The organism is Xanthomonas sp. WHRI 8932A (assembly GCF_035012785.1).
GTDB lineage: Bacteria > Pseudomonadota > Gammaproteobacteria > Xanthomonadales > Xanthomonadaceae > Xanthomonas.
In genome coordinates this window covers 288880-313974 of the sequence record NZ_JAYGQQ010000003.1, presented here as the reverse complement: position 1 = coordinate 313974, position 25095 = coordinate 288880, and the positions used below count along the sequence as shown (strand labels likewise).

22 protein-coding genes and 1 other RNA gene are annotated in these 25095 nt (G+C 66.0%); 16 read left to right on the top strand and 7 right to left on the bottom strand.

What is annotated here, in order from left to right:
* Window positions 1-102 precede the first annotated feature (102 nt).
* Window positions 103-1683 (bottom strand): aldehyde dehydrogenase (NADP(+)), encoded by a 1581-nt coding sequence (locus VC212_RS06475; protein ID WP_323514645.1) that lies wholly within the window; start codon window positions 1681-1683, stop codon window positions 103-105.
* A complete protein-coding gene (gene kdgD, locus VC212_RS06470) occupies window positions 1683-2600 on the bottom strand; it encodes a 5-dehydro-4-deoxyglucarate dehydratase (protein WP_055848625.1) in 918 nt (305 codons plus the stop codon). Before kdgD ends, VC212_RS06475 begins: the two co-directional genes overlap by 1 nt.
* Before the next feature lie 298 nt (window positions 2601-2898).
* Between kdgD and VC212_RS06465 the strand changes: the two genes are divergently transcribed.
* Window positions 2899-3768, top strand: coding sequence for a LysR family transcriptional regulator (locus VC212_RS06465; RefSeq protein ID WP_055848622.1), 870 nt, complete (start codon window positions 2899-2901; stop codon window positions 3766-3768).
* An 84-nt stretch (window positions 3769-3852) separates the two neighbouring features.
* On the opposite strand, the gene VC212_RS06460 is transcribed toward VC212_RS06465, so the two are convergent.
* Window positions 3853-3929, bottom strand: a non-coding RNA gene (locus VC212_RS06460) — sX9 sRNA.
* Between the two features lie 55 nt (window positions 3930-3984).
* The gene (locus VC212_RS06455; protein ID WP_055848620.1) at window positions 3985-6156 is read right to left on the bottom strand and encodes a bifunctional (p)ppGpp synthetase/guanosine-3',5'-bis(diphosphate) 3'-pyrophosphohydrolase; all 2172 of its coding nucleotides are present in this window, start codon (window positions 6154-6156) and stop codon (window positions 3985-3987) included.
* 199 nt (window positions 6157-6355) lie between these two features.
* On the opposite strand from VC212_RS06455, the gene VC212_RS06450 reads away from it, so the two are divergent.
* The 9 genes from VC212_RS06450 to VC212_RS06410 all read left to right on the top strand — a co-directional run bounded on the left by VC212_RS06450 (window position 6356) and on the right by VC212_RS06410 (window position 16349).
* Window positions 6356-7054 carry an HAD family hydrolase gene (locus tag VC212_RS06450; RefSeq protein WP_323514646.1) on the top strand — a complete coding sequence of 233 codons (699 nt, stop codon included), beginning with the start codon at window positions 6356-6358 and terminating at the stop codon, window positions 7052-7054.
* A gap of 25 nt (window positions 7055-7079) precedes the next feature.
* Window positions 7080-8033 carry a sugar-binding transcriptional regulator gene (locus VC212_RS06445; RefSeq protein WP_055848614.1) on the top strand — a complete coding sequence of 318 codons (954 nt, stop codon included), beginning with the start codon at window positions 7080-7082 and terminating at the stop codon, window positions 8031-8033.
* Between the two features lie 185 nt (window positions 8034-8218).
* The gene (locus VC212_RS06440; RefSeq protein WP_323514647.1) at window positions 8219-9562 is read left to right on the top strand and encodes a sugar ABC transporter substrate-binding protein; all 1344 of its coding nucleotides are present in this window, start codon (window positions 8219-8221) and stop codon (window positions 9560-9562) included.
* Window positions 9563-9692: 130 nt separating this feature from the next.
* Entirely contained in the window at window positions 9693-10988 is a 1296-nt protein-coding gene (locus tag VC212_RS06435; RefSeq protein WP_323514648.1) for a carbohydrate porin, read from the top strand.
* Between the two features lie 102 nt (window positions 10989-11090).
* Window positions 11091-11960 (top strand): sugar ABC transporter permease, encoded by an 870-nt coding sequence (locus tag VC212_RS06430; protein WP_055848611.1) that lies wholly within the window; start codon window positions 11091-11093, stop codon window positions 11958-11960.
* 1 nt (window position 11961) lies between these two features.
* On the top strand, window positions 11962-12792 hold the full coding sequence (locus VC212_RS06425; protein WP_115513775.1) for a carbohydrate ABC transporter permease: 831 nt from the start codon (window positions 11962-11964) through the stop codon (window positions 12790-12792).
* 25 nt (window positions 12793-12817) lie between these two features.
* A complete protein-coding gene (locus tag VC212_RS06420) occupies window positions 12818-13837 on the top strand; it encodes an ABC transporter ATP-binding protein (protein WP_323514649.1) in 1020 nt (339 codons plus the stop codon).
* Between the two features lie 67 nt (window positions 13838-13904).
* The gene (locus tag VC212_RS06415; protein WP_201782820.1) at window positions 13905-14684 is read left to right on the top strand and encodes an SDR family oxidoreductase; all 780 of its coding nucleotides are present in this window, start codon (window positions 13905-13907) and stop codon (window positions 14682-14684) included.
* A 3-nt stretch (window positions 14685-14687) separates the two neighbouring features.
* On the top strand, window positions 14688-16349 hold the full coding sequence (locus VC212_RS06410) for an FGGY-family carbohydrate kinase (protein ID WP_323514650.1): 1662 nt from the start codon (window positions 14688-14690) through the stop codon (window positions 16347-16349).
* A 535-nt stretch (window positions 16350-16884) separates the two neighbouring features.
* On the opposite strand, the gene rpoZ is transcribed toward VC212_RS06410, so the two are convergent.
* The 3 genes from rpoZ to VC212_RS06395 all read right to left on the bottom strand — a co-directional run bounded on the left by rpoZ (window position 16885) and on the right by VC212_RS06395 (window position 19076).
* Window positions 16885-17184, bottom strand: a complete 300-nt coding sequence (rpoZ, locus tag VC212_RS06405; RefSeq protein ID WP_002812428.1) for a DNA-directed RNA polymerase subunit omega — start codon at window positions 17182-17184, stop codon at window positions 16885-16887.
* A 308-nt stretch (window positions 17185-17492) separates the two neighbouring features.
* Entirely contained in the window at window positions 17493-18104 is a 612-nt protein-coding gene (gene gmk, locus VC212_RS06400) for a guanylate kinase (RefSeq protein WP_055848600.1), read from the bottom strand.
* Between the two features lie 111 nt (window positions 18105-18215).
* A complete protein-coding gene (locus VC212_RS06395; RefSeq protein ID WP_055848598.1) occupies window positions 18216-19076 on the bottom strand; it encodes a YicC/YloC family endoribonuclease in 861 nt (286 codons plus the stop codon).
* Between the two features lie 113 nt (window positions 19077-19189).
* Between VC212_RS06395 and rph the strand changes: the two genes are divergently transcribed.
* The 6 genes from rph (at window position 19190) to VC212_RS06365 (ending at window position 25040) form a co-directional block, all read left to right on the top strand.
* Window positions 19190-19915, top strand: coding sequence for a ribonuclease PH (gene rph / locus VC212_RS06390; protein ID WP_055848595.1), 726 nt, complete (start codon window positions 19190-19192; stop codon window positions 19913-19915).
* Window positions 19912-20304: a VOC family protein gene (locus tag VC212_RS06385; protein ID WP_055848592.1), complete on the top strand. Its 393-nt coding sequence runs from the start codon at window positions 19912-19914 to the stop codon at window positions 20302-20304. Before rph ends, VC212_RS06385 begins: the two co-directional genes overlap by 4 nt.
* A complete protein-coding gene (gene rdgB, locus VC212_RS06380) occupies window positions 20301-20900 on the top strand; it encodes an RdgB/HAM1 family non-canonical purine NTP pyrophosphatase (RefSeq protein ID WP_161964724.1) in 600 nt (199 codons plus the stop codon). The genes VC212_RS06385 and rdgB overlap by 4 nt, the downstream gene beginning before the upstream one ends.
* A gap of 16 nt (window positions 20901-20916) precedes the next feature.
* Entirely contained in the window at window positions 20917-22074 is a 1158-nt protein-coding gene (gene hemW / locus VC212_RS06375) for a radical SAM family heme chaperone HemW (RefSeq protein WP_323514651.1), read from the top strand.
* Between the two features lie 195 nt (window positions 22075-22269).
* Window positions 22270-24696, top strand: a complete 2427-nt coding sequence (locus VC212_RS06370; protein ID WP_323514652.1) for a DUF1631 domain-containing protein — start codon at window positions 22270-22272, stop codon at window positions 24694-24696.
* Window positions 24693-25040, top strand: coding sequence for a PilZ domain-containing protein (locus VC212_RS06365; protein ID WP_055848580.1), 348 nt, complete (start codon window positions 24693-24695; stop codon window positions 25038-25040). Before VC212_RS06370 ends, VC212_RS06365 begins: the two co-directional genes overlap by 4 nt.
* Window positions 25041-25095 lie beyond the last annotated feature (55 nt).

The following is a 25095-nucleotide window of genomic DNA, read 5'->3' as shown; positions in this document are numbered from 1 at the left end:
GACGATGGAAGCGCACTGCGCTCCGGTATTCCAAGTGGCGCCTGCAGATGGCGCACCGGACCCTCCTCCGGCACGCCTCAGGCATCGTTGCCGCCGCCGCTGTCAGTCGTGTCCCAGCGCGCCATCGACGCGTCGCCACAGCCCGAGCGGATTGCCGTGCGCCACTGCAGCGGGCAACAGCGCGGCCGGCAGATCCTGGTAGCAGACCGGGCGCAGGAAGCGATCGATCGCCAGCGTGCCCACCGAGGTGCTGCGGCTGTCGGAGGTGGCCGGGAACGGGCCGCCATGCACCATCGCGTGGCAGACCTCCACACCGGTGGGCCAGTCGTTGACCAGGATGCGCCCGGCCTTGCGTTCCAGCACCGGCAGCAATGCGGCGGCCAGGTCGGTATCACCCGCATCCATGTGCACGGTGGCGGTGAGCTGGCCTTCCAGGTGCTCGCTCAACGCGCGCAGCTGAGCGATGTCCCTGCAACGCACCAGCAGCGAGGCGGCACCGAAGACTTCGGCCTGCAGCGCCTCATCGGCCAGAAAGGCATCGGCGTCGGTGCCGAACAATGCGGCCGGGCAGCGCCCCGCTTCCGGCGCGGCGCCACGTGCCAGCGTGCTGACCTGCGGATGCGCGGCCAGACGTTGCACACCCTGCGCATAGGCCTGGCCAATGCCTGCTGTGAGCATTGCTGCCGGAGACACCGCTTGCAGCGTTTGCGTGGCCGACGCGATAAACGCATCCAGCGCCGGTGAATCGATCGCCAGCAGCAAGCCGGGGTTGGTGCAGAACTGCCCCGTGCCCAAGGTCAGCGAGCCGACGAACGCTTTGCCCAGATCCGATGCACGCGCCTGTAGCGCCTGCGGCAACAGATACACCGGATTGATCGCACTCATCTCCGCATACACCGGAATCGGCTCGCGGCGTGCGGAAGCGATCTTGACCAACGCCATGCCGCCAGCGCGCGAGCCGGTGAAACCCACCGCCTTGATGCGGGCGTCGGCCACCAGCTGCGCACCGATGTCGATGCCGGCGTCGAACAGCAGCGAGAACACGCCTTCGGGCAGCCCGCACTGCGCCACCGCCGCCTGGATCGCACGGCCCACCAATTCCGACGTGCCCGGATGCGCGCTGTGCGCCTTGACCACCACCGGGCAACCGGCCGCCAATGCCGACGCGGTATCGCCACCGGCCACCGAGAATGCGAGCGGGAAATTACTGGCGCCGAACACCGCCACCGGCCCCAGTGCGATATGCCGCTGGCGCAGATCCGCGCGCGGCAAGGGCGTGCGTTGCGGCAGCGCGGGGTCGATGCGGGCCTGCAGCCAGCTGCCTTCGCGCACCACGTTGGCGAACAGACGTAGTTGCCCCACGGTGCGTCCGCGCTCACCTTCCAGACGCGGGCGCGGCAGGCCGCTTTCGCACATGGCGCGTTCGATCAAGGCATCGCCCAACGCCAGAATCTGCTCGGCGATGGTTTCCAGAAAAACCGCGCGCGCTTCCAGCGGCGTTTCGCGATAGGTGTCGAACGCCGCCTGCGCCAGCGCGCAGGCCTGCTGCAGATCCTGTGCGCTCACCGAGCCGAACGCCGGCTGCAATGCCGCGCCGCTGGCCGCATCCACCGCATGAAATTCCGCCCCGGCGCCGCGCACGCTGCGCTGCCCGATCAGCGATTCGCCCTTGAGGGTGTGCATCAGCGGCGGCCTCCGATCAGTTGTTTGAGCTGCGCGAACTCATCTTCATTGAGATCAGCCAATGGCGTGCGTACCGGACCGGCCGGGCGGCCGACCGCGCGCATGCCGGCCTTGACGATGGACACCGCATAACCGGCGCGACGATTGCGCAGCACCGTGTACGGCAACACGAAGTCGTTGAGCTCGCGGTAGATGGTGGCATGGTCGCGCGCGCGCACCGCCGCATAGAACGCCAGCGCCCACTCGGGCAGGAAATTGAAGATGGCCGACGAATACGTGGTCACGCCCATTTCCAGATACGGCAGCGCGAAGGTTTCGGCGGTGGGCAGGCCGCCCACGTACAACAGCCGGTCGCCCAGCCGCGCATAGATGCGTGTCATGCGATCCACATCGCCGATGCCATCCTTGTAGCCCACCAGGTTGGGACAACGCTCGGCCACGCGCGCCAGCGTTACATCGTCGAGCTTGGCATTGGCGCGGCCGTAGACGATCACGCCCAGGCTGGTCGCCTTGCAGACGCGCTCGACATGGTCGGCCACGCCGTCGGCATCGCACTCGGTGAGGTACGGCGGAAACAGCAGGATGCCGTCGGCATCGTTGCGCTCGGCGGCCTGCGCCATCTCGATCGCAATCGCAGTGCCATAGCCGGCCGGGGCGATCACCGGCATGCGGCCAGCAGTCTCGGTGACGGCCGCGCGCACGGCGCGGTTCACTTCGTCCAGCGTCAGCGAAAACAGCTCGCCGGTGCCGCCCGCCGCAAACAGGCCGGCGGCCGGATGCGAGGACAGCCAGTCCAGATTGCTGCGGTAGGCGGGTTCGTCGAAGGCCAGGTCGGCATCGAAATGGGTCACCGGAAACGACAACAGCCCGGCGCCAAGCGCTTGGGCCATTTCGGACGGGGTGTATCTGCTGCTCATCGGACAAACGCTCCTGGGCGGGGGATGCGGTTGATCCTAGAAACGCAGATCGTTGCTGGTCCAAACCAAAGGACGTATTGTTTGATACACAAGTTGAATCAATCGCATCACAGACCGACGTAGTGCGCCGCAAATGGCTGCTTTGCAACGCTTTTTCGGCGCGACGTAATTATGGGTGGTTGCGTCCGCCAGCGTCCTTTCTGGCCGAGCATCGCCTATTCATTGGTGCTGGCCACGCCGCGATGTTGCGGGTGCAGCATCCGATTCGTGTGTTTTTGCAATGCGAGGCCCGCCCAGCATGTTCGATCTGCAACAACTGCGTTGCTTTGTCGCCGTCGCCGACGAACTGCACTTCCGGCGCGCAGCCGAGCGCCTGAACATGACCCAGCCGCCGCTCAGCCGGCAGATTCAGCTGTTGGAACACAGCGTCGGCACCGCGCTACTGGAGCGCAACAGCCGGCATGTACGGCTGACCCAGGCTGGCCGAAGCCTGCTGGCCGAAGCGCGCGCGATCTTGCGCATGGCCGAGAATGCAGGCCTGCGCGCGCGCCGGATCGGTACCGGCGATGCCGGCAGCGTGTCGGTGGGCTTCACCGCCGGTGCCAGTTACCGCTTCCTGCCCGAGGCCATCGCGCGGTGGCGCAGGCAAGCGCCCGATGTGGATCTGCAACTCAAGGAGATGGTCAGCCTGGCGCAACTGGACGCGCTGGACGCCGGCCGGCTGGATATCGGCCTGCTGCGCCCACCGATCCAGCGCCAAGGTCTGCACAGCCGCTGCGTGGCACGCGAACCGCTGATCGCCGCGCTACCGGAAGACTCGCCACTGGCGCAACACGACAGCCTGCGCCTGCAGGATTTCGACGGGCAGCCGCTGGTCAATTACGCACCCGATGAAGCGCGCTATTTCTACGATCTGCTGGCGCAGTTGTTCGGTGCGCGCGGCATCGCGCCGCGCTCGGTGCAGTACGTCAGCCAGATCCACTCGGTGTTGGCGCTGGTGCGCGGCGGCATGGGCATGGCACTGGTGCCCGAAGGCGCCAGCGGCCTGCGTTACGCCGGCATCGTATACCTGCCACTACGCGATGAAACCCCTGCCACGCCGGTGGAACTGCATCTGGTGTGGAAGCAGGACAACGACAACCCTGCACTGCGTCGCTTGATCGCCTGATCGCCTGAGCCAGACAACGCGTTTGAGCTGTCACACGGCCGCTGCAGCGCAGCCACTGCCCAACGCAACGATCCGATCTAGAGCGGCTAACACCACGTAACGAGCAGTCGTCACGTGGTTGGGAACGGCGCGCTCAGAACCGGAACATACGCGAGGTACATGCCGCACCGATCACCGCCCGCCTGGCGGTGAGCACAGGCCTTTTGTTAGATGCTCTTACTGGCGTCCCACGCTCTGCACCACATGCAGGCGCCGCAGCCGGCGCATCACTTCGGCCAGATGGCGGCGGTCGCGCACCTGGATATTGAAGCGCAGCACCGCCGCATTGAAGTCGCGGTCCAGGTAGTCCACACGTTCGATATTGGATTTGCTTTGCGCGATCGCCGCGGCCAACTGCGCCAGCACGCCGGTGCGGTTTTCCACTTCCACTACCAGCGCGGTGTCGTAGTCGCCGGTGACATTGGAATCCCAATCGATCGGTACCCAGCGCTCGGGCGATTTGCGCAGCTCGGCCAGGTTGGGGCAATCCAGGCGGTGCACCACGATGCCCTTGCCGGCGGTGTGGTAGCCCATGATTTCGTCGCCGGGAATCGGCTGACAACAGTTGGCGAAACTGATTACGCCGCGCTCGCTGCCGTCGATCAGGATCTTTTCGTGCGAGTGCTTGGAGTGCCCGCCACCGCGCAATTCCGCGTACGCCATCAAGGCCTGTGCGGCCTGGGTCGGCATCCAGTTGCCCAATGCGACGTCGGCAAGCAGCGCTTCCAGGCGCGGGTAACGGTGTTCGTTGAGGAAGGCATCCAGCCGGCCCTTGGGCAGGCGTTCCAGCGAAGAATCCATCGCTTCGAGCGCGCGATCGAGCATGCGATGGCCCAGCTGCACGGCATCTTCGTGTTCGAGCTGCTTGAGCTGGTGGCGGATCGCGGTGCGCGCCTTGCTGCTGACCACAAACTCCAGCCACTGCGGTTTGGGCGTGGCCGAACGCGCGGTGATGATTTCCACGGCCTGCCCGCTGACCAGCTTGGTGCGCAAGGGCACCAGCTTCTTGTCCACGCGCGAGGCCACCGCACGGTTGCCCACGTCGGTATGCACTGCGTAGGCGAAGTCCAGCGCGGTGGAATTGCGCGGCAGCGCCAGGATCTTGCCCTTGGGTGTAAACAGATAGACCTCGTCCGGGAACAGGTCCACCTTGACGTTGTCCAGGAACTCCAGCGACGAGCCGGCAGCGCGCTGCGAGTCGATCAGCTCCACGATCCAGTCGTGCGCGCGGCTCTGCGCACTATTGGGCGAGGCCGAGCCCACCTTGTAGGTCCAGTGCGCAGCCACGCCGCGCTCGGCGATCAGGTCCATTTCTTCGGTCCGGATCTGCACCTCGATCGGCGAGCCGTAGGGACCGAACAGCACCGTGTGCAGCGACTGATAGCCGTTGGCCTTGGGGATCGCGATGAAATCGCGGAAGCGCCCGTCCAGCGGCTTGAAGGTGGCATGCACCGCGCCGAGCGCGTGATAGCAATCGGCCACGGTGCGTACCACCAGCCGGAAGCCGAACACGTCCATCACCTGGTCGAAGGATTTGTTCTCTTCGTGCATCTTGGAATAGATGCTCCAGGGCGTCTTGATGCGGCTGACCAGCCGGTGTTCCAGCCCTTCCTTGGCCAACCGCTGCGACAGCTGCACTTCCACCTGCGCCATCGATTCGCGCCGCACCACCGGCTGGCTGCGGATATGTTTTTCGATGATGGCGTGACGCCACGGATACAGCGCGCGGAAGCCCAGATTCTGCAACTCGGACTTGATCAGGCTCATGCCCAGGCGCTGGGCGATGGGTGCGTAGATTTCCAGGGTTTCGCGCGCGATGCGGCCGCGTGCCTCGGTGCTCTGCGCGCCGAGCGTGCGCATGTTGTGCAGGCGGTCGGCCAGCTTGATCATGATCACGCGCAGATCGCGCGACATCGCCAGCAACATCTTGCGGAAGCTTTCCGCCGCCGCTTCCTGGCGGTCGCGGAACTTGAGCTTGTCCAGCTTGGTGACGCCATCGACCAGCTCTGCCACCGCTTCGCCGAATTCGGACGCCAGTTCTTCGCGCGTCAGCGGCGTGTCTTCGATGGTGTCGTGCAGGATCGCGGCGATCAGCGATTCCATGTCCAGGCCCAGCTCGGCAAGCACGCCAGCCACGGCCACCGGATGGGTGATGTAGGGCTCGCCGGACTTGCGGGTCTGGCCGGCATGCGCCATGGCGCCGACTTCCCAGGCACGGCGCAGGATCGGCAGCTGCTCCTTGGGAAGGTAGCTGGCAGCGCGTTCGAGGTGCAGGACGTAGTCGGGGATAGCCGGGTCGGAAGACGGGGACGTCGCCACGGTCGCCTGGGCAGTGGGGCCTGGGTTCATGCGCGAAGACTATGCCAGTGGCCGGTTTGCGGCAACGCGGCATGCGTGCCGCACGCGCTGGCGGCCGGCGATCGGTCGCTGCGCAGCCGCTTCACGCCGGCCGCAGCGGCCACAGACGCGCCACCTGCAACTTTGCCCAGCGAAGCGACATTTGCCCGACTGCTACACTCGGGCCCGAGTTAGTCCAGGGACCACACCCATGTTCGCTCCGCCCGACCTGCTGATCTTCGACTGCGACGGCGTGCTGGTCGACAGCGAGCCGTTGGCGTGCGCGGTATTGGCCCAGGCACTGCAACAACACGGCGTGGACATCGACATCGACGGGGTCCAGCAGCACTTCCTCGGGCGCAGCCTGGGCAGCGTGCGCGCGCATGTGCAGACGCTGGGGCGCACGCTGCCGGACACCTTCGAGCGCGACCTCAATACCGCGTTGCTGGCCCGCTTTGGCACCGAATTGCAGCCGATCCCGGGCGTGGCCGCGCTGCTGGATGCAGTGCAGACACCGCGGTGCGTGGCCTCGTCCAGCCATCTTGAGCGGGTTCGCCTGTGCCTGCAGGTCACCGGCCTGGCGGGACATGTCGGAGCGCACATCTACACCGCCGAGCTGGTCGCCCGCGGCAAGCCTGCGCCGGACCTATTCCTGCTCGCCGCCGACCGCATGCAGGTGGCACCCGCGGCCTGCCTGGTGATCGAAGACAGTCCCAGCGGCGTGCAAGCCGCATGCGCGGCCGGGATGCAGGTGTGGGGATTCACCGGTGGCGGCCATCACCGCGCAAGCGCTGCGGCCGCCGCGCTGCTCGCTGCCGCAGGCGCATCGCAGGTGTTTGCAGACATGCAGTCCATCGCCACCGCACTGGGTGGCACCGGCACCCAGCGCCTGGGCACTACGTTAGGCTGAGACTTCCACGCAGACAGATGTGACGATGGCCAACCCCGATAACGACACCAGCCGACTCGATGCCGCAGCCAGAGCGGGCTGGCTGTACTACATCGCCGGCAACACCCAGGACGAGATCGCGCGCAAGCTCAAGGTCTCGCGCGCCACCGCGCAGCGCCTGGTGTCGTTGTGCCTGAGCCAGCGATTGATCACCTTCCGGCTGGAACATCCGATCGCCGCCTGCATGGATCTGGCCGCGCAGCTGCAGGACCGCTTCGGCATGCGCTATTGCGAGGTCGCGCCCACCGATCCGGCCGACCCGCACCTGGTCACCGGTGTCGCCGAACGCGCGGCAGCGCTGCTGGAATCCACCTTGCGCAGCGATAGTCCGAGCATCATCGGCATCGGCACCGGCCGTGCCATGCGCGCGGCGGTGGAGCGCATTCCTGCGATGCAAACGCGCAATCACCAGCTGGTTTCGCTGGTCGGCAACATTTCCCCGGATGGCTCGGCCAGCCCGTTCGACGCAGTGGCGCGCCTGGCCGATCTGACCGGCGCGCAGCACTACCCGATGCCGCTGCCGGTGTTTCTGTCCTCGCAGGAAGAACGCGAAACGCTGTTGGGGATCGAAGCGGTGCGCCGGGTCCGTGCGATCGCCGCAAAGGCCGATCTGCGCCTGGTCGGTGTTGGCCAGCTCGATCAGACCGCGCCGCTGCATGTGGACGGCTTCATCAGCCGCAACGAACTGCTGGACCTGATCCGGCTGGGCGCGGTGGGCGAAGTGATCGGCTGGGCGCTTACCGCAGCCGGCGACATCATCGATGCAGGCACCAACCTGCGTTTGACCAGCGTGCCGCATCCGGTGCCGGCCACCAGCCTTTCGATCGGCGTGGCCGTGGGCAACGCCAAGGTGGGCCCGATCAAGGCCGCGCTGAAGGGCCGCATCCTCAACGGCCTGATCACCGACGAGCACACTGCCAAGGCCTTGCTCGCCAGCTGAGCTGAGCGCATCGCAGCGGGCGTAATGGCAGTTCATTGCTGAAATTCCCCGGCATGCGCGGGCGCTTTTGCGTGCGCTGCAATGCTGCGCTGCAAGATCGAAAGTGCTTTACAGCGTGGCGACGTCGTGGGCATATGCGCATCACACGGGCATTTGCTCAACCAACCTCAAGCTGAGGCACCGGTATGAACACTTCGATCAAGACCCTGATCTGCGCGGCACTGAGCGCATCACTGGCGGCATGCGGCGGAGGCGCGAATAACAGCGACGCTGCGTCCAAGCAGGACACCCTGGTCATCGCCACCGTCAACAACGGCGACATGATCCGCATGCAGAAGCTGACCTCGGATTTCACCGCCACCCATCCGCAGATCAAGCTTGAGTGGGTCACCCTGGAAGAGAACGTGCTGCGCCAGCGTGTCACCACCGACATCGCGACCAAGGGCGGCCAGTTCGATGTGCTGACCATCGGCACCTACGAGGTGCCGATCTGGGCCGAGCGCGGCTGGCTCAAGCCGCTGACGTTCGATGCGGACTATCAGGTAGACGATCTGATCCCTCAGATCCGCGATGCGGTCAGTCACAAGGGGCAGCTGTATGCAGCGCCGTTCTACGCCGAAGGCTCGATGCTGATGTACCGCACCGACCTGCTGCAAAAGGCCGGCCTGAGCATGCCGGCGCAGCCCTCGTGGAGCTTCGTGGCCGACGCCGCCCGCAAGATGACCGACAAGCAGGCCGGCATCTACGGCATCTGCCTGCGCGGCAAAGCCGGCTGGGGCGAGAACATGGCCTTGATCAGCTCGATGGGCAATGCCTTCGGTGCGCGTTGGTTCGACGAACAATGGAAACCGCAGTTCGACCAGCCGGAATGGAAGGCCGCACTGCAGACCTACGTAGATGTCATGAAAGACGCCGGCCCGCCGGGTGCTGCGTCCAATGGCTTCAACGAGAACCTTGCGCTGTTCACCGCAGGCAAGTGCGCGATGTGGGTCGATGCCACGGTGGCCGCATCGTTCATCAGCAACCCGAGCGAATCCAAGGTGTCGGACAAGGTCGGTTTTGCCGCGGCGCCGGATGCCGGCAAGGGCAAGACCACCGGCTGGCTATGGGCCTGGAATCTGGCCATCCCGGCAAGTTCGAAAAAGGCCGACAAGGCGCAGGCATTCATCGCCTGGGCCACCAGCAAGCACTACACCGAACTGGTGGCCGGCAAGGAAGGCTGGGGCAATGTGCCGCCGGGCACGCGCCAGTCGCTGTACGCCACGGCCGAGTATCTCAAGGCCGCCCCCTTCGCCAAGCAGACGCTGGCCGCCATCCAGGGCGCCGACACCCATCACCCCACGGTAAAGCCGGTGCCTTATGTCGGCGTGCAGTACGCGGCCATTCCCGAGTTCCAGTCGATCGGCACGACGGTGGGCCAGCAGTTTTCCGCGGCGCTCACCGGCTCGATCAGCGTGGATGAGGCATTGAAGAACGCGCAGGCCGCCACCGAGCGCGAGATGCAGCGGGCCGGCTACCCCAAGCGCTAAGCGCATCGCTCGCTACGTTTTATCAGCTGCTCCAAATACAGGTCTGCTGGGCCGGGCACCCTGCCCGGCCCGCCCCTGGCCACAGCCATGCTCCGGCGTTACGGCGCCGCACCTTCCCACGAGGCAATCGATGAAGATCAGGCACACCACACCTGCGCTGACGATGTTGCTCGCCGGCCTGGCCTGCACACAGGCCAGCGCCCAGGCATTCGATCCGGACAAACACATCGGCGGCGACTGGGGCGGCCTACGCAGCAAGCTGGCCGATGACGGTATCCAGTTCAAACTGGCGCACTTCAGCCAGACCGCTCACAACACCTCCGGCGGACTCCGCGAGCGCACCGCCTATGCCGACCAATTCTTCCTGGGCGGGTACTTCGATCTGGAACGGCTGTGGGGCTGGTCCGGCGCCGATTTCAAACTGGAGATCACCAATCGCAACGGCGACTTGATCAACAACACCGCCGGCATCCCCACGCTATTGCAGTCGCAACAGATTTTTGGACGCGGCGATGTGACGCGCTTGACCCAGTTCTCGCTGACCCAGCGCCTGCTCGACGACAAACTGACGCTGAAAGCCGGCCGCCTGTATCCCAGCGCCGATTTCTTCGCGCTCAACTGCAACTACCAGCACCTGACCTTCTGCAGCGGCGGCTCGTCCAACTACATCAGCAACAACTGGTATGGCGACCCGCTCAGCGCCTGGGGCGGCGTTGTCACTTTCAGCCTGGACAAACGCTGGTTTTTCCGCGTGGGCGGCTACGATGCCAACCCGCAAAACCGATCTACCGACCAAGGCTTGAAGCTCGGCACCTCCGGCGACGACCACGGCACCCTGCTGGTGGCCGAAGTGGAGTACAAGCCCGACTACGGCAATGGGATCGATGGCGACTACCGCATCGGTGCGACCCGCAACAGCAACGATCAACTGCGCGTCTACACCCGCTCGGGCGTGCCGACCAGCCTCGGCACCGATCCGGCCGCGCTGCAGGACACCGATCGCGCGTTCTACGCCAACTTCGAACAACAGGTCACCAGCAATGGCGCCGGGGGCGGCTTGCGGCTGTTCGCAAGCGTCATCGATGCCGACGACGAGGTCAGTACCGTGGGCCAGGTGCTGGCGATCGGCGGGTTCTGGAAAGGACTCTCCGCCGCGCGACCCAACGATCGCATCGGCGTGGCCGTCGGCCGCAATGCGCTCAGCGATCGTTTGCGTACGGCGCAAACCCGCTACAACCAGCGCTTGCCCGCGGGCGCGGCGGCCATTGGCGTGCAGCGCTACGAATACCCCATCGAGCTCAATTACAACATCGCCGTCAGCCGCGGGATCGAAGTCATGCCCAGCGTGCAGTACATCCGTCATCCGGGTGGACTGGATGGCGACAACGCCACCATTGTCGGCCTGCAGGTCAGCCTGAATTTCTGACGCCCACCCGGCCGTGCGTTCGACGCCTATCCCGGCGTCGACGCATCCGGCCGCTGCCATGCACTGCAGGCGCGCTGCCTGCCTCCACCCTGGACCTTGCCGATGGCCACCCATCAAACGCAAAAACTCGCACGGTTCCTGATCGCCCCGTCGATCGTGCTGTTGCTGGCCTGGATGATCGTGCCGCTAGCGATGACGGTGTGGTTTTCCACGTTGAACTACAACCTGCTCAACCCGGAACAGACCTTTGTCGGGCTGGGCAATTACCGCTACTTCCTGAGCAACCCGGCGTTTCTCTCTTCGCTGGGCAATACCTTGTTGCTGGTCGGCTCGGTACTGGCGATCACGGCCGTCTTCGGTGTATTGATCGCGCTGCTGCTGGACCAGGTGTTTGTGGGGCGCCGCATCGTGCGCTTGATGCTGATCGCACCGTTCTTCGTGATGCCGACGGTGAGCGCGCTGATCTGGAAGAACTTGCTGATGCATCCGGTGTCCGGGTTGCTGGCATGGCTATGGCAAAGCGTTGGCCTGACCCCGATCGACTGGTTCACCCAGTACCCGATGTTCTCCATCATCGTCATCGTGGCCTGGCAATGGTTGCCGTTTGCGGTGCTGATCCTGCTGACCGCACTGCAGTCGCTGGATGAAGAACAACAGGAAGCCGCGCTGATGGATGGCGCCGGTGCATTCGACCGCTTCTTCCATCTGACCCTGCCGCATCTGGCGCGCCCGCTGACCATCGTGGTGCTGATCGAAACCATCTTCCTGCTCACCGTGTTCGTGGAGATCTACGTCACCACCGGCGGCGGGCCCGGCCTGCAGACCACCAATCTGGCGTACCTGATCTATTCGCAGGCACTGCTGCAGTACGACGTGGGCGCCGCATCGGCAGGCGGATTGATCGCCGTGGTGCTGGCCAATATCGCGGCCATCTTCCTGGTGCGCATCGTCGGCAAGAACCTGGAGACCTGAGATGGCACGTCGTACCTCAACGCTGCAAATCCTCGTCACCACGGTTGCCGCATGGGTGGTCGGCGGCGTGATCTTCTTCCCGATCCTGTGGATGCTGCTGACCAGCTTCAAGACCGAGGTCGATGCATTTTCCAGCCCGCCCAGCTTCGTGTTCTTCCATTGGACACTGGAAAACTATATTGCCGTGCAGGGACGCAGCGACTACTTCGCGCATGCCTGGAATTCGGTGGCGGTATCGCTGGGGTCCACCCTGATCGCGCTGGTCATCGCCATCCCTGCCGCGTGGTCGATGGCGTTCTCGCCCACCAAGCGCACACGCGGGATTCTGCTGTGGATGCTATCCACCAAGATGCTGCCGCCGGTGGGCGTGCTGGTGCCGATCTATCTGCTGTACCGCGATTCCGGGCTGCTGGACACGCAACTGGGCCTGATCATCGTGCTGTGCCTGAGCAACCTGCCGATCATGGTCTGGATGCTGTTCAACTACTTCAAGGACATCCCCAAGGACATCCTGGAAGCTGCGCGCATGGATGGCGCCACCATCGGCAAGGAAATCCTCTACATCCTGGCGCCGATGGCGGTTCCCGGCATCGCGTCTTCACTGCTGCTCAACGTGATCCTGGCCTGGAACGAGGCGTTCTGGTCGTTGAATCTGTCCTCGTCCAAGGCCGCACCGTTGACCGCGTTCATTGCCTCGTATTCGAGCCCGGAAGGCCTGTTCTGGGCCAAGTTGTCGGCCGCCTCGACGATGGCCATCGCGCCGATTCTGGTGCTGGGCTGGTTCTGCCAGAAGCAGCTCGTGCGCGGGCTCACCTTCGGCGCAGTGAAGTAGCTCACTCAACTTTGATAGGTGGTTCATGGGACGCATCACACTGCAAGGTGTCAGCAAATCCTTCGACGACACACAGGTCATCCACGGCGCGGATCTGGAGATCGACGACGGCAAGTTCGTGGTCTTCGTCGGCCCCTCCGGCTGCGGCAAGACCACGTTGTTGCGCTTGATCGCCGGGCTGGAAGATGTGAGCGGCGGGCGCATCCTCATCGACGGCCAGGATGTGACCGGACTGGCGCCGGCCAAGCGTGGCTTGTCGATGGTGTTTCAGTCGTATGCGCTGTATCCGCACATGAGCGTGCGCAAGAACATCGCCTTCGGCCTGAAAATGGCGCGCGTGCCCAGTGCCGAAATCGAGCGGCGCGTGGCGCAGGCTGCCACGGTGCTCAACCTCAACGATTATCTCGACCGCAAGCCTGGGCAGTTGTCCGGCGGCCAGCGCCAGCGCGTGGCGATCGGCCGTGCCATCGTGCGCGAGCCCAAGGGCTTTCTGTTCGACGAGCCGCTCTCCAATCTGGACGCGGCCTTGCGCGTGCAGATGCGCCTGGAAGTCACCCGCCTGCAGAAGCAGCTCAAGACCACCGCGGTGTATGTCACCCACGACCAGGTCGAAGCGATGACCATGGCCGACGAGATCGTGGTGCTGCAGGCCGGACGCATCGAACAGGTCGGCACGCCACTGGAGTTGTACGAGCGCCCTGCCAATGTATTCGTGGCCGGCTTCATCGGCTCGCCGCGCATGAATCTGCTGCAGGGCGAAGTGGCCGCGCGCCATGGTGCGGTCACGCTCGGGGTGCGCCCGGAGCACATCGCCGTGCAGCGCGGCAGCCCCGCAACCGGCACCGGCGATGCCTGGCAAGGCAGCGTGATCCAGGCCGAGCATCTGGGCAGCGACACCTTCGTGTACGTGGAGATCCCCGGCGTAGGCACGGTCGATGCGCGTTGCACCGGCGATCTGCGTGTGCACGTCGGCGAGACGGTGACCCTGGTCCCCGACCCGCAGCACCTGCACCGCTTCGACGCGCAGCAACAGGCCATGCGCTGAGCGCGCGCTCCATCCCAAACCTCCCTCCCCCCTCGTTCCTCCCCCACGATCAAGACCAGCAGGAGACATGCCGATGTATCTGGACAAGTTCAAACTCGATGGCCGCGTGGCGGTCGTCACCGGCGGCGGCCGCGCGATCGGCCTGGCGATTTGCGAGGCGCTGGCCGAAGCCGGCGCCAAAGTGGTCATTGCCGATCACGATGGCGCAGTGGCCGAGCAAGGCCTGGCCACCCTGCGCAGCAAGGGCCTGGATGCAGAGTTCGTGCAGATGGACGTGACCGATTCGGCACGCGTCACCAGCGTTGCCGATACATTGAACGCCCGGTTCGGCAAGGTGGACATCCTGGTCAACAACGCCGGCATCGCCCGTAGCCAGACCCCGGCCGAAACGGTCACCGACGAGCACTGGCTCAACGTCATCGACGTCAACCTCAATGGCACGTTCTGGTGCTGCCGCGCGTTCGGCAAGCACATGCTGCAAAGTGGCGATGGCGTGATCGTCAACGTCGGTTCGATGTCCGGCTTCATCGTCAACAAACCGCAGGCGCAGGCCTACTACAACGCCTCCAAGGCAGCCGTGCATCACCTGACCAAATCGCTGGCCGCCGAATGGGGCGCACGCGGCGTGCGCGTCAATGCCGTCGCGCCGACCTATATCGCCACGCCACTCAATGCTTTCGTCAAGGAAGACCCGGCGATGTACGACGCCTGGATCGGCGGCACGCCGATGGGACGGCTGGGCGAAGTGGAAGAAATCGCCTCGGTGGCGCTGTTTTTGGCCTCTCCTGCCGCCAGCCTGATGACCGGCAGTATCGTGCTGGCCGACGGCGGCTATACCTGCTGGTAAGCCATGCAACCGACCAACGAGGCGATCTATATCGGCGTGGACGTGGGCACCGGCAGCGCCCGCGCCGGGCTGTTCGACGCGCGCGGCCAGTTGCTCGGCACCGCGCGCCATGCCATCCAGACCTGGTACCTGCCTGGCGAGATGGTCGAGCAATCTTCCGCAGACATCTGGCAGGCCTGCGTGCAGGCGATCCGCGCCGCGCTGGCACACACCGGCGTGGACGTCGCGCGGGTGGCGGGTATCGGCTTCGATGCCACCTGCTCGCTGGTGGCGGTGGCCGCTGATGGCGGGCCGGTGTGCATCAGCCCCAGCGGCCAGGCCGACCGCGATGTGATCGTGTGGATGGACCACCGCGCCATCGCCCAGGCCGCGCACATCAACGCCACCGACGAGCCGGTGCTGCGCTATGTCGGCGGGCAGATCTCGCCGGAAATGCAGACCCCCAAGCTGCTGTGGCTCAAGCAGCACCTGCCCGACAGCTACGCACGCGCAGCGCACTTCTTCGACCTGGCCGACTGGCTGAGCTGGCGCGCCACAGGCAGCACCGCACGCTCGCTCTGCACGGTGACCTGCAAGTGGACCTACGTGCAGCACGAAGGCGGCTGGAGCCGGCGTTACTTCGAACGCATCGGCCTGGCCGACCTGCTGGACGATGCGGCGGCGCGGATCGGCAGCGAGGTCGTGCCGCCGGGCACCGCGCTGGGCCAGGGGCTTTCGGCGCAGGCTGCCGACGAATTGGGCTTGCGTGCCGGCATCGCGGTAGGCGCGGCGTTGATCGACGCGCATGCCGGTGCCATCGGCACGCTCGCCAGCCCGTCCGCAGATGGCCAGCCGATGCCGCTCACCGCGCGGTTGGCCTATATCTTCGGCACCTCGGCCTGCGTGCTGGCCAGCACCCAGACCCCCTGCTTCACGCCGGGCGTCTGGGGGCCTTACGGCTCCGCACTGGTCCCGGGGCTATGGCTCAACGAGGGCGGCCAATCTGCGGCGGGCGTGGCAATCGACACCCTAGTGCGCTCGCATCCGGGCTATGCCGACGCCAACGCACAGGCCACCGCCGCAGGCCAGGATGTGCTGCAGTGGCTGGAAGAACGCGTGCTGGCGCGCGTCGGCAGCGCGTCCCAGGCCGCTGTGCTGGCGCGCGGTCTGCATGTGCTGCCGGACTATCTGGGCAACCGCTCGCCCGATGCCGACCCCAACGCTCGCGCCATGATCGCCGGGCTGACCATCGACCACGATCTGCAAGGTCTGGAAGCGCTGTACGTGGCCGGCGTCTGCGGCCTGGGCTACGGGCTGGCCGACATCATCGATGCGCTGCGCGCGCAGGGGGTGAGGTTCGACAGCGTGATCATGAGTGGCGGCGCCAGCCACAGCCGCCTGGTCCGCCAATTGATGGCCGATGCCTGCGGCGTGCCGGTGCAGGTTGCCGCCACCGCCGAACCGGTGCTGCTGGGCAGCGCAATGCTGGCCGCAGTGGCCAGCGGCGGCTTTGCCGATCTGCCGGCAGCGATGTCGGCGATGAGCGGCCTGGGTGCGAGCACCACCGCGACGCCGGTGCACATCGCGCGCCTGCATGCCGCAAAGCGACGTGGCTACCAGGCCATGCAGGCACTGGACCGGAGCCTGCGCCATGAGATGGCGCAGCTGCCGGCGGACGACGACTGATGCTTGCGACGCGAGATCCACCAGCGGCCTGGCGGCAGTTGGTGCAGGCATGCCCACCAGCGCGCCGGCCGGGGGCACTGCATCGTCGCCTGCGACGCGAGATAGCGCAGGTGTTGGCAGACAACTCCTGACGCGTGCATCGCGTGATCGGCGAAGCGTGCAGCGGTGGGCGAAGGCATGGCGACCAGCGCGCCGATTGAGCGCACTGGACGGCAGCGGCGCCGCTGGGATGGCGCCGCTGCCGGGCGATGACGCCTGAAGCGCGCGCCGCGCGATCGGCGAGTCTATGCGGTGTATCGACGTCGATGAAAACTGCCGACGCACTGCGGCGAGCAGCTGTCGGGCAGCGCCTGCGACGCGCGGGAACCGGAGGGCATGCGCGCCACACGGCGATGCAGCGCGTGACGGCCGCACACGTTTCACCGAAGCGCAAGCATCCTGTTGCTCACACCACAGGCCTCAAAACGCAAACAGCCCGCACGAAGCGGGCTGTTTGGACATCGTCATCGTCGGCCACCGCAGTGGCGGGTGACGATCAGTCGTCGTTCTTCGACATGTCTTCGTCGGCGACCACTTCGGCGGCGGCCCATTCCAGCGCTTCGCGCTCGGCACGCTCTCGTTCGGCCTTCTCGACTTCATCGATCAGGGCGTTGTCGATCCGGCGGGCAGCGATCTCGCGCAGCGCCATCACGGTGGGCTTGTCGCTGGCGTCTGCGTTTTCGATCAACGGCTGCACGCCGTTGGCGAGCTGACGGGCGCGCTTGGAGGCCATCATGACCAGCTCGAAACGGTTGTTCACGACTTCCAGGCAATCTTCTACGGTAATGCGGGCCATGCGGGCTCCCGGCGACCAGCAACGGCCGCGCATCGAATGAGGGAAAGGGGGCGGAGTGTACGCCGGCGTCGCTAGGCGGGCAACCGGCGGCCATTCAGTTTGCTTTGGAATCAGCCACTTGGACCACATCGACCACCCCGCACCGGCGCCCCGGTGCGCAGAACACCCCAGCAGGTCCGGCCGGTCAGCCGCCATCCCAGGTCATCCACACCTGCACGCATGCCAGTCGTCGACCTGCCGCGTTTGGCGTCGGAGCAACCGCTGCGGGCAGCGTGCATTACACGCGTGCAAGCGGACACCCGGCGGGCTCAGTCCAGCAATGCCTGGATCAAGCCGGCATGCCGCTGCTGCTGCGCCTGCCGACGCAACCGGCTGGCGGTGAAGATGGCGCACATCTCCGAGACCGCGGTGTCGAAGGTCTCGTTGATGATCACGTAATCGAACTCTTCGAAATGCAGCATTTCTTCACGTGCGGCGGCCAGCCGCTGCGCCATCACGTCTTCGCTGTCCTGCCCGCGCTTGCGCATGCGCTCGTCCAGCGCCTGGCGCGACGGCGGCAGGATGAACACGCTCACCGCATCGGGCACTTTCTGGCGGACCTGGCGTGCGCCCTGCCAATCGATCTCCAGCAGCACATCGTGGCCGGCGGCCAACTGCGGCTCAACCGACTGCCGCGCAGTGCCCTTCCAGTCGCCATGCACCCGCGCATATTCGAAAAAGTCGCCCGCTTCGATCATGCCCTGGAACTCGTCTGCCGAGACGAAATGGTAGTGCTCGGCATGCCGCTCGCCCGGCCGCGGCGCGCGCGAGGTGAACGAGATCGACAAGGCGATCTTCGGGTCGCGCGCCAAGGTGGCGTTGACGATGCTGCTCTTGCCGGCGCCCGAGGGGGCCGCAACGATATAGAGGGTGCCGCGCATTTTAGGGAATAGGGAGTCGAGAATAGGGAATGGGGCACCGCGCGGAGCAAGCAGGCCGTGGGGAATCGTACCTGCTTTGACGATTCCCCATTCCCGATTGCCTATTCACGGCTATTCGATGTTCTGCACCTGCTCGCGGATCTGGTCGATCAGCACCTTCAGATCCACCGCGGCGTTGGAGGTGCGGCTGTCCACCGACTTGGAGCCCAGCGTATTGGCTTCGCGGTTGAACTCCTGCAGCAGAAAGTCCAGCCGGCGGCCGACCGGTTCGCGCTGCTTGAGCACGCGGCGGATTTCGGAAATGTGGCTGGACAGACGGTCCAGTTCCTCGTCCACATCGAGCTTCTGCAGCCACAGCACCAGTTCCTGCTCGGCGCGGCCCGGGTCCACCGGATGCGGCAGATCGGCCAGGCGTGCAGCCAGCTTAGCGCGCTGCCCCTCGCGAATCGCCGGGATCAAAACGCGCACCTCGGCGGCGATGCGTTCGATCGCATCCACACGCTCGCTGATCGCCTCGGCCAGCTTGCCGCCTTCGCGCTCGCGCGCAACCACAAAACTGTCGACCACTTCGTCGAGCAAGGCCAGCGCCTGGGCCTGCAGCGCGGGCGCATCCACGTCCTGCACCTGCAACACGCCGGGCAGCTGCAGCAGATCGGTAAAGCCCACCTGCAACTTGGGAAACAGCCCGTCCAGCCGCGTGGCCAGCGCACCTAGCTCCTGCAGCAGCGACTCGTTGACCGCCAGCGTCTGTGCGTTGTCCGGCGCGCGCAAGCGCAGCGTCAGGTCCAGCTTGCCGCGGCTGTTCTTGGCTGCCACGCGTTCGCGCAGCAGCGGCTCCAGCGCACGCAATTCTTCGGGCAGGCGCACGCCCACTTCCAGAAAGCGGTGGTTGACCGAGCGCAGCTCGCAACCAAGCGTGCCCCAGGGCGTGATGCGTTCGCCGCCAGCAAACGCGGTCATGCTTCGGATCATCGTGAATCCCTTGCCGTCAAAGCGCGAATGGTACCCTAGCCGCCCACACCGGCCGGCTGCTGCCCGCCGTGCATTGGCGCCAAGACCCATCTCCCGACTTCCGGACTCATCGCATGACCTTTTCCCGTCCCAGCGGCCGCATGGCCGATCAGCTGCGCCCGGTGCGCATCGAACGCTCCTTCACCCGCCATGCCGAAGGCTCGGTGCTGGTGAGCTTCGGCGACACCCGCGTGCTGTGCACCGCCAGCGTGGAAAACCGCGTGCCGAACTTCCTGCGCGGCAAGGGCGAAGGCTGGGTCACCGCCGAATACGGCATGTTGCCGCGCTCCACCCACACCCGCTCCGACCGCGAAGCCGCACGCGGCAAGCAGGGCGGGCGCACGCTGGAAATCCAGCGACTGATCGGCCGCGCCTTGCGCGCCTGCGTGGATCGCAACGCACTGGGCGAGCGCACCATCACCCTGGACTGCGACGTGCTGCAGGCCGACGGCGGCACCCGTACCGCCGCGATCACCGGCGCCTACGTGGCGCTGGCCGATGCGGTGAACCTGCTGCTCAAGCGCGGCGACATCAAGAAGCATCCGTTGATCGGCGCCGTCGCTGCGGTGTCGGTGGGCATCTATCGCGGCGAGCCGGTGCTGGATCTGGATTACCCGGAAGACAGCGACTGCGACACCGACATGAATGTGGTGATGAACGATGGCGGCGGCTTCATCGAGCTGCAGGGCACCGCCGAAGGTCACGCGTTCCGCCGCGAAGAACTCAATGCGCTGCTCGCTCTGGCCGAAAAGGGCATGGGCGAATTGTTCGCACTGCAACGCGCTGCACTGGCCGGATGAGCCGTCGCATTGCCCTGACCACGCTGCTGGTCGCCGATTACGATGCGGCCATTGCCTGGTACACCGGCGCGCTGGGCTTCCAGGTGCTGGAAGATCGCGCGTTGGGCGACGGCAAACGCTGGGTGGTGATCGGCCCGGGCAGCGCGCAGGACGCCGGCTTGCTGCTTGCGCAGCCGGCCGACGCCGCGCAGCAGGCGCGCATCGGCGACCAGACCGGTGGGCGGGTGGATCATTTTCTCTACACCGACGACTTCTGGCGCGACCACGCGGCGATGCAGGCGTTTGGCGTGGAATTTCTGGAAACCCCGCGCGAAGAACCGTACGGCACGGTCGTGGTGTTCCGCGATCTGTACGGCACCAAGTGGGATTTGCTGGAGCCCAAGCAATGAAACAACTGGTCCTGGCCAGCGGCAACGCCGGCAAGCTGGAAGAACTGCGCGCGATGCTGGCCGCACTGCCGCTGCGCATCGTCGCGCAAGGCGAACTCGGAGTGGACGACGTGCCGGAAACCGGCCTGACCTTCGTAGAGAACGCGTTGATCAAGGCACGTCATGCCAGCGCCGTCACCGGCCTGCCCGCGCTGGCCGATGACTCCGGTCTGATCGTCGATGCGCTTGGCGGTGCGCCCGGTTTGTACAGCGCGCGCTATGCCGGCAGCCCGACCAATGCGCAGGCCAACAACGCCAAGTTGCTCGATGCCATGCGCGATATACCCGCCGAACGCCGCAGCGCGCGTTTTTACGCGGTGATCGTGCTGCTGCGTCACCCGGAAGATCCGCAGCCGCTGATCGCCGAAGGCAGCTGGGAAGGCGTGATCACCACGCAACCGCGCGGCGATGGCGGCTTTGGTTACAACCCGGTGTTCCTGGACCCCGTCTACGGCCTGACCGCGGCGGAAATGGACAGCGAGCTGAAGAACCGCCTCAGCCACCGCGCAGTGGCGCTGGCCACGCTGCAGCACAAACTGCACGCGCTCGCGCTGTAACGGACGACCTCACGCAGTGCCCGACCTGATCCCGCCCCCGCTCTCGCTCTACGTGCACCTGCCCTGGTGCGTGCGCAAATGCCCGTACTGCGATTTCAACTCGCATGCGGCCAAGGGCGTGCTGCCGTTCGAGGACTATGTGGATGCATTGATCCGCGACCTGGATGCAGATCTGCCGCTGGTGTGGGGGCGCGTGGTGCATTCGGTGTTCTTCGGTGGCGGCACGCCCAGCCTGTTTCCGGCCGAGGCGATCGACCGTTTTTTGCAGGCCGCAGCGGCGCGGCTGCGGTTTGCGCCGAACCTTGAAATCACCCTGGAAACCAACCCGGGCACGGCCGAACATGGCCGCTTCGAGCACTACCGCGCGGCCGGCGTGAACCGGCTGAGCTTCGGGGTGCAGACCTTCGATGATGTGGCATTGCAGCGGCTGGGCCGTATCCATGACAGCGCCGACGCCGAGCGCGCGATCAAGCTGGCGCAGGATGCCGGCTACGACAATTTCAACATCGACCTGATGTATGCGCTGCCCGAGCAGACGCTGCTGCAGGCCGAGCACGATCTTGAGCGCGCCTTCGCGCTACAGCCCACCCACATGTCGCACTACCAGCTCACGCTGGAGCCGAATACGGTGTTCTTCGCGCGGCCGCCCAAGGGCATTCCCGACGACGATGCGGCCTGGGATATCCAGGAACATTGCCAAGCGTTGCTCGCCGAAGCTGGCTACGCGCAGTACGAAGTCAGCGCCTACGCCAAACCCGGGCGGCAGTGCGCGCATAACCTCAATTACTGGCGCTTTGGCGATTACCTGGGCATCGGTGCCGGCGCGCACGGCAAGATCAGTTCCGGCGCCGAGCAGCACGTGCTGCGTCGCTGGAAGCACAAGCACCCGCAAACCTATCTGGCCAGTGCCGGCACCGCCGCGTCGATCGGCGGCGATGAAGTCGTGCCGCGCGAGCGCTTGCCGTTCGAATACATGCTCAATCTGTTGCGGCTGCACGAAGGGTTTCGCCTGAGCGATTTCGAGGCATCGACCGGCCTGGCTGCCGCGGCCATCGCTGCGCCGGTGGCGCATGCGGTGGCACAGGGGTGGTTGATCGAGCAGCACGGACGTGTGGTGCCCACCGAACTGGGCCGCCGCTTTACCAACGATGTGGTCGAACTGTTCCTGAGCTGACCGCGCACGTCGCTCTGCAGGCGTTGTCGGCAACACGCTGATACGACGGCTGGCAACGCTGCAGCTACCGGCGCACGCTCCTGCCGACGTACACGCACAGACAGCGACGCATCGACCGCCGGCGCCCACAGGGTCGCTGGGCAGTGGGAAAACATGCTACATAGCTCACGCTTCGCATCGAGCCCACCCTCCCGGATGTCCACGCCCGTTTCTTCCCTGCAGCCCACACTCAGCGGCCCGATCGCCGAGGCACCCGTGTCCGCGCGTGGCCGTCGCCTGCTGGGCATGCTGCATGCGCACTGCGTGCAGGCGCTCAACGGCTCACTGCGCTTGACCATCGTCGAGCTGGAGCGCGAACTGCTGCACCGGGCCGAACATGCGCGCAACAGCCAGATTCAGGCCGATACCTACGCGCAGATGCGTGGGCTACGCGATCACATCGACCAATTCCCGCAGCTGTTCCTGCAGCACCTGGCGCAGGATCTGGCCATGTTGCGCGAACGCCCCGCGCTGGTGCCGCCCGCCGAGACAACGGCCCAGCCGCAGATGCTGACCCTGGTGGAAGACACCGATATCGACCGCGATATCGTGCTCAGCGAGATCGCCCGCCGCGAAACGGCACGCCGTGCCGATGCGCTGCAATTGCTGGCACAGCGGCTGGCGGTGATCGGCGCGGTGCCGGAGTTCGAGCTGGACGCCTTGCCGCTTGGCCCCTACGCGCTCTGCCGGATCCTGCGCGAGTGCGGCCAGCTGCTGGGCCTCAACCTGGATGGTCAATTGGCGCTGTACAAGGTGTTCGAGCACCAGGTGATGGACCGCTTGGGCGACCTGTACGAGAGCGCCAACGCCACGCTGGCGCAGGAAGGCATTCTGCCGGGGCTGATCTACCACCCGTATCTGGTCAGGCCCACGCAGGTGCAGACACGTCGCACCTTGCCGGACAGCGCAGGCGCACCCAGGAACGCTGCAACCTCTGGCACGCCCGGCGCCGCGCAACCCGGCGCGCGCCCGGCCACCGCATGGGCCGGCCAATCCGCGCCAACCGCATGGCAGAGCGCGCTGCTGGATGCGCACGGTACGTCCGCGATTGCGCCCCCCGCAGCAGCAACTGCGCAAGCGACCTCACCCGCGCTGGACGACGCCGCACACGCGCTGGACAGCCTGATGTCCTCGGCCCGCCAGTCGCAGGCAGCAGCCAGCGCTGGCATGCATCAGCGCGGCGCGCCGGGCAGCCTGGTGCAGGCCGCCGCTGCACAACCGTCTGCACAGTCCTCTGCGCAGCCCTCCGGCGCTGCCCCGGTCAGCGTTCCCCAAGCGGCGCTCGGCGAGGCGCTGGCCAGCCTGCAAGGCGCGCTGGGCGCGCAGCCGGCTGCAGCGTCGCAGACGTCCGGCATCGATGCGGTGCAGCGTCAGGTGCTGGCGCTGTTACGCGCCGAGCACGGCGCAGATGCCGCGCTATCGCCGCAGGACAACGACACCTTCGATCTGCTCGGTCTGCTCTACGCGCAGATGCAACGCGAAGTGCGCGAGCACACGCCCGCGCAGGCCCTGCTCGCCAAGCTGCAGGTGCCGGTGGTGCGCGCCGCGTTGGCCGACACGCATTTCTTCGTGCGCGACCAGCACCCGGTGCGCGAGTTGCTCAATACCGTGGCCGAGTCCGGTGCGGTGTGGTTAGGGGACGACGACGTCGACCCGCAGCTGTTGCACAAGCTGGGCAGCGCAGTCGACACAATCGTCAACAACTACCAGGGCGACGAGGCGGTGTTTGCAACCGCCAACGACGATATCCAGACGCATCTGCGCAACCTGGCGCGCAAAGCCGAAGTGGCCGAACGCCGGCATGTGGATGCCGCACGCGGCAAGGAACGGCTGGAATCGGCCAAGCAGCAGGCGCAGGCGCGCATCGAGCAACTCTGCGAAGACAGCGCGCCGCCGCGCTTCGTGCAATCGCTGCTGCGCCAGGCGTGGTCGGACGTCCTCACGCTCACCCTGCTGCGGCAAGGCGAGCAATCGCCCGAATGGGACGAGCGCCAGGCCCTGACCGCGCGTATCGCCGAGGTCACCTGCCGCAGCAAGGGCTTGCCGACCGACATCGCGCTGGGCACCGACGTCGAAACCGCGTTGCTGCAGGTCGGCTATCACCACGATGAAGCGGCAGCGATCGCGCGACGCCTGTCCACGCCCGGTGGCGACGATGCGCTCACCTCGCGCACCGAGCTCACCGCCAAACTCAAGGCGCGCGCGCGGCTGGGCGACCAGGGCGACACCGCCGCGCGCAAGCCGGCCATCACGCCGCGAACGCCGGACGAGGAAGCCTGCTACGTGCAGCTGCGCAGCCTGCCTTTCGGCACCTGGTTCGAATTTGTGATCAATCAACAAGGCGACCTGCGTCGGCAGCGCCTGTCCTGGTACAGCCCGATGACCGGCAACGCGCTGTTCGTCAATCAGCGCGGACAAAAGCTCGGCGAGCAATCGCTGGATGGGCTGGCGCGGCTGATGGCCAGCGGCCAGGCACGCTTGCTGGTGGAAGAAAAATCGCGGCTGATCGATCGCGCCTGGCATGCCACCGTGCGCACGCTACGCAGCCTGGCTGGCCACTCCCCCACCGAGGCCTCCGCATGATCCAGGACACCCGCCGCGCCCCGCGCCGCCAGCCCAGCGACATGGTGCCGGTCGTCGACATGCTCAGCGACGCGCAGATCGGCCGGGTCGGCAATGTCTCCGAAACCGGCATGTTGCTGCTGGCTTCGGTTCCATTGCACGACGACGCGCTGTATCAGCTGCGTTTCAGCCTGCCCGAGCGCATCGGCCGCGCCACCGAAATCGATGTCGGCGTGCATCTGCTCTGGTCCGAAGCGGCACATGCGCCCGGTCAGGCCTGGGCCGGCTTTCGTTTCCTGAGCATGTCCGAGCCACATCGTCTGCGTCTGCGCGCCTGGATCGCCGAAGAACACATGGTCGGCTGACCGATTCACAGGCTTTGCGGCAAACTTGCGCCCTGCCTTGCATCGCGACCGAGTT

Coding starts and splice junctions, on each gene's coding strand:
- VC212_RS06475 (WP_323514645.1), bottom strand. CDS start 1,683: ATGCACACCCTCAAGGGCGAATCGCTGATCGGGCAGCGCAGCGTGCGC.
- kdgD (WP_055848625.1), bottom strand. CDS start 2,600: ATGAGCAGCAGATACACCCCGTCCGAAATGGCCCAAGCGCTTGGCGCC.
- VC212_RS06465 (WP_055848622.1), top strand. CDS start 2,899: ATGTTCGATCTGCAACAACTGCGTTGCTTTGTCGCCGTCGCCGACGAA.
- VC212_RS06455 (WP_055848620.1), bottom strand. CDS start 6,156: ATGAACCCAGGCCCCACTGCCCAGGCGACCGTGGCGACGTCCCCGTCT.
- VC212_RS06450 (WP_323514646.1), top strand. CDS start 6,356: ATGTTCGCTCCGCCCGACCTGCTGATCTTCGACTGCGACGGCGTGCTG.
- VC212_RS06445 (WP_055848614.1), top strand. CDS start 7,080: ATGGCCAACCCCGATAACGACACCAGCCGACTCGATGCCGCAGCCAGA.
- VC212_RS06440 (WP_323514647.1), top strand. CDS start 8,219: ATGAACACTTCGATCAAGACCCTGATCTGCGCGGCACTGAGCGCATCA.
- VC212_RS06435 (WP_323514648.1), top strand. CDS start 9,693: ATGAAGATCAGGCACACCACACCTGCGCTGACGATGTTGCTCGCCGGC.
- VC212_RS06430 (WP_055848611.1), top strand. CDS start 11,091: ATGGCCACCCATCAAACGCAAAAACTCGCACGGTTCCTGATCGCCCCG.
- VC212_RS06425 (WP_115513775.1), top strand. CDS start 11,962: ATGGCACGTCGTACCTCAACGCTGCAAATCCTCGTCACCACGGTTGCC.
- VC212_RS06420 (WP_323514649.1), top strand. CDS start 12,818: ATGGGACGCATCACACTGCAAGGTGTCAGCAAATCCTTCGACGACACA.
- VC212_RS06415 (WP_201782820.1), top strand. CDS start 13,905: ATGCCGATGTATCTGGACAAGTTCAAACTCGATGGCCGCGTGGCGGTC.
- VC212_RS06410 (WP_323514650.1), top strand. CDS start 14,688: ATGCAACCGACCAACGAGGCGATCTATATCGGCGTGGACGTGGGCACC.
- rpoZ (WP_002812428.1), bottom strand. CDS start 17,184: ATGGCCCGCATTACCGTAGAAGATTGCCTGGAAGTCGTGAACAACCGT.
- gmk (WP_055848600.1), bottom strand. CDS start 18,104: ATGCGCGGCACCCTCTATATCGTTGCGGCCCCCTCGGGCGCCGGCAAG.
- VC212_RS06395 (WP_055848598.1), bottom strand. CDS start 19,076: ATGATCCGAAGCATGACCGCGTTTGCTGGCGGCGAACGCATCACGCCC.
- rph (WP_055848595.1), top strand. CDS start 19,190: ATGACCTTTTCCCGTCCCAGCGGCCGCATGGCCGATCAGCTGCGCCCG.
- VC212_RS06385 (WP_055848592.1), top strand. CDS start 19,912: ATGAGCCGTCGCATTGCCCTGACCACGCTGCTGGTCGCCGATTACGAT.
- rdgB (WP_161964724.1), top strand. CDS start 20,301: ATGAAACAACTGGTCCTGGCCAGCGGCAACGCCGGCAAGCTGGAAGAA.
- VC212_RS06370 (WP_323514652.1), top strand. CDS start 22,270: ATGTCCACGCCCGTTTCTTCCCTGCAGCCCACACTCAGCGGCCCGATC.
- VC212_RS06365 (WP_055848580.1), top strand. CDS start 24,693: ATGATCCAGGACACCCGCCGCGCCCCGCGCCGCCAGCCCAGCGACATG.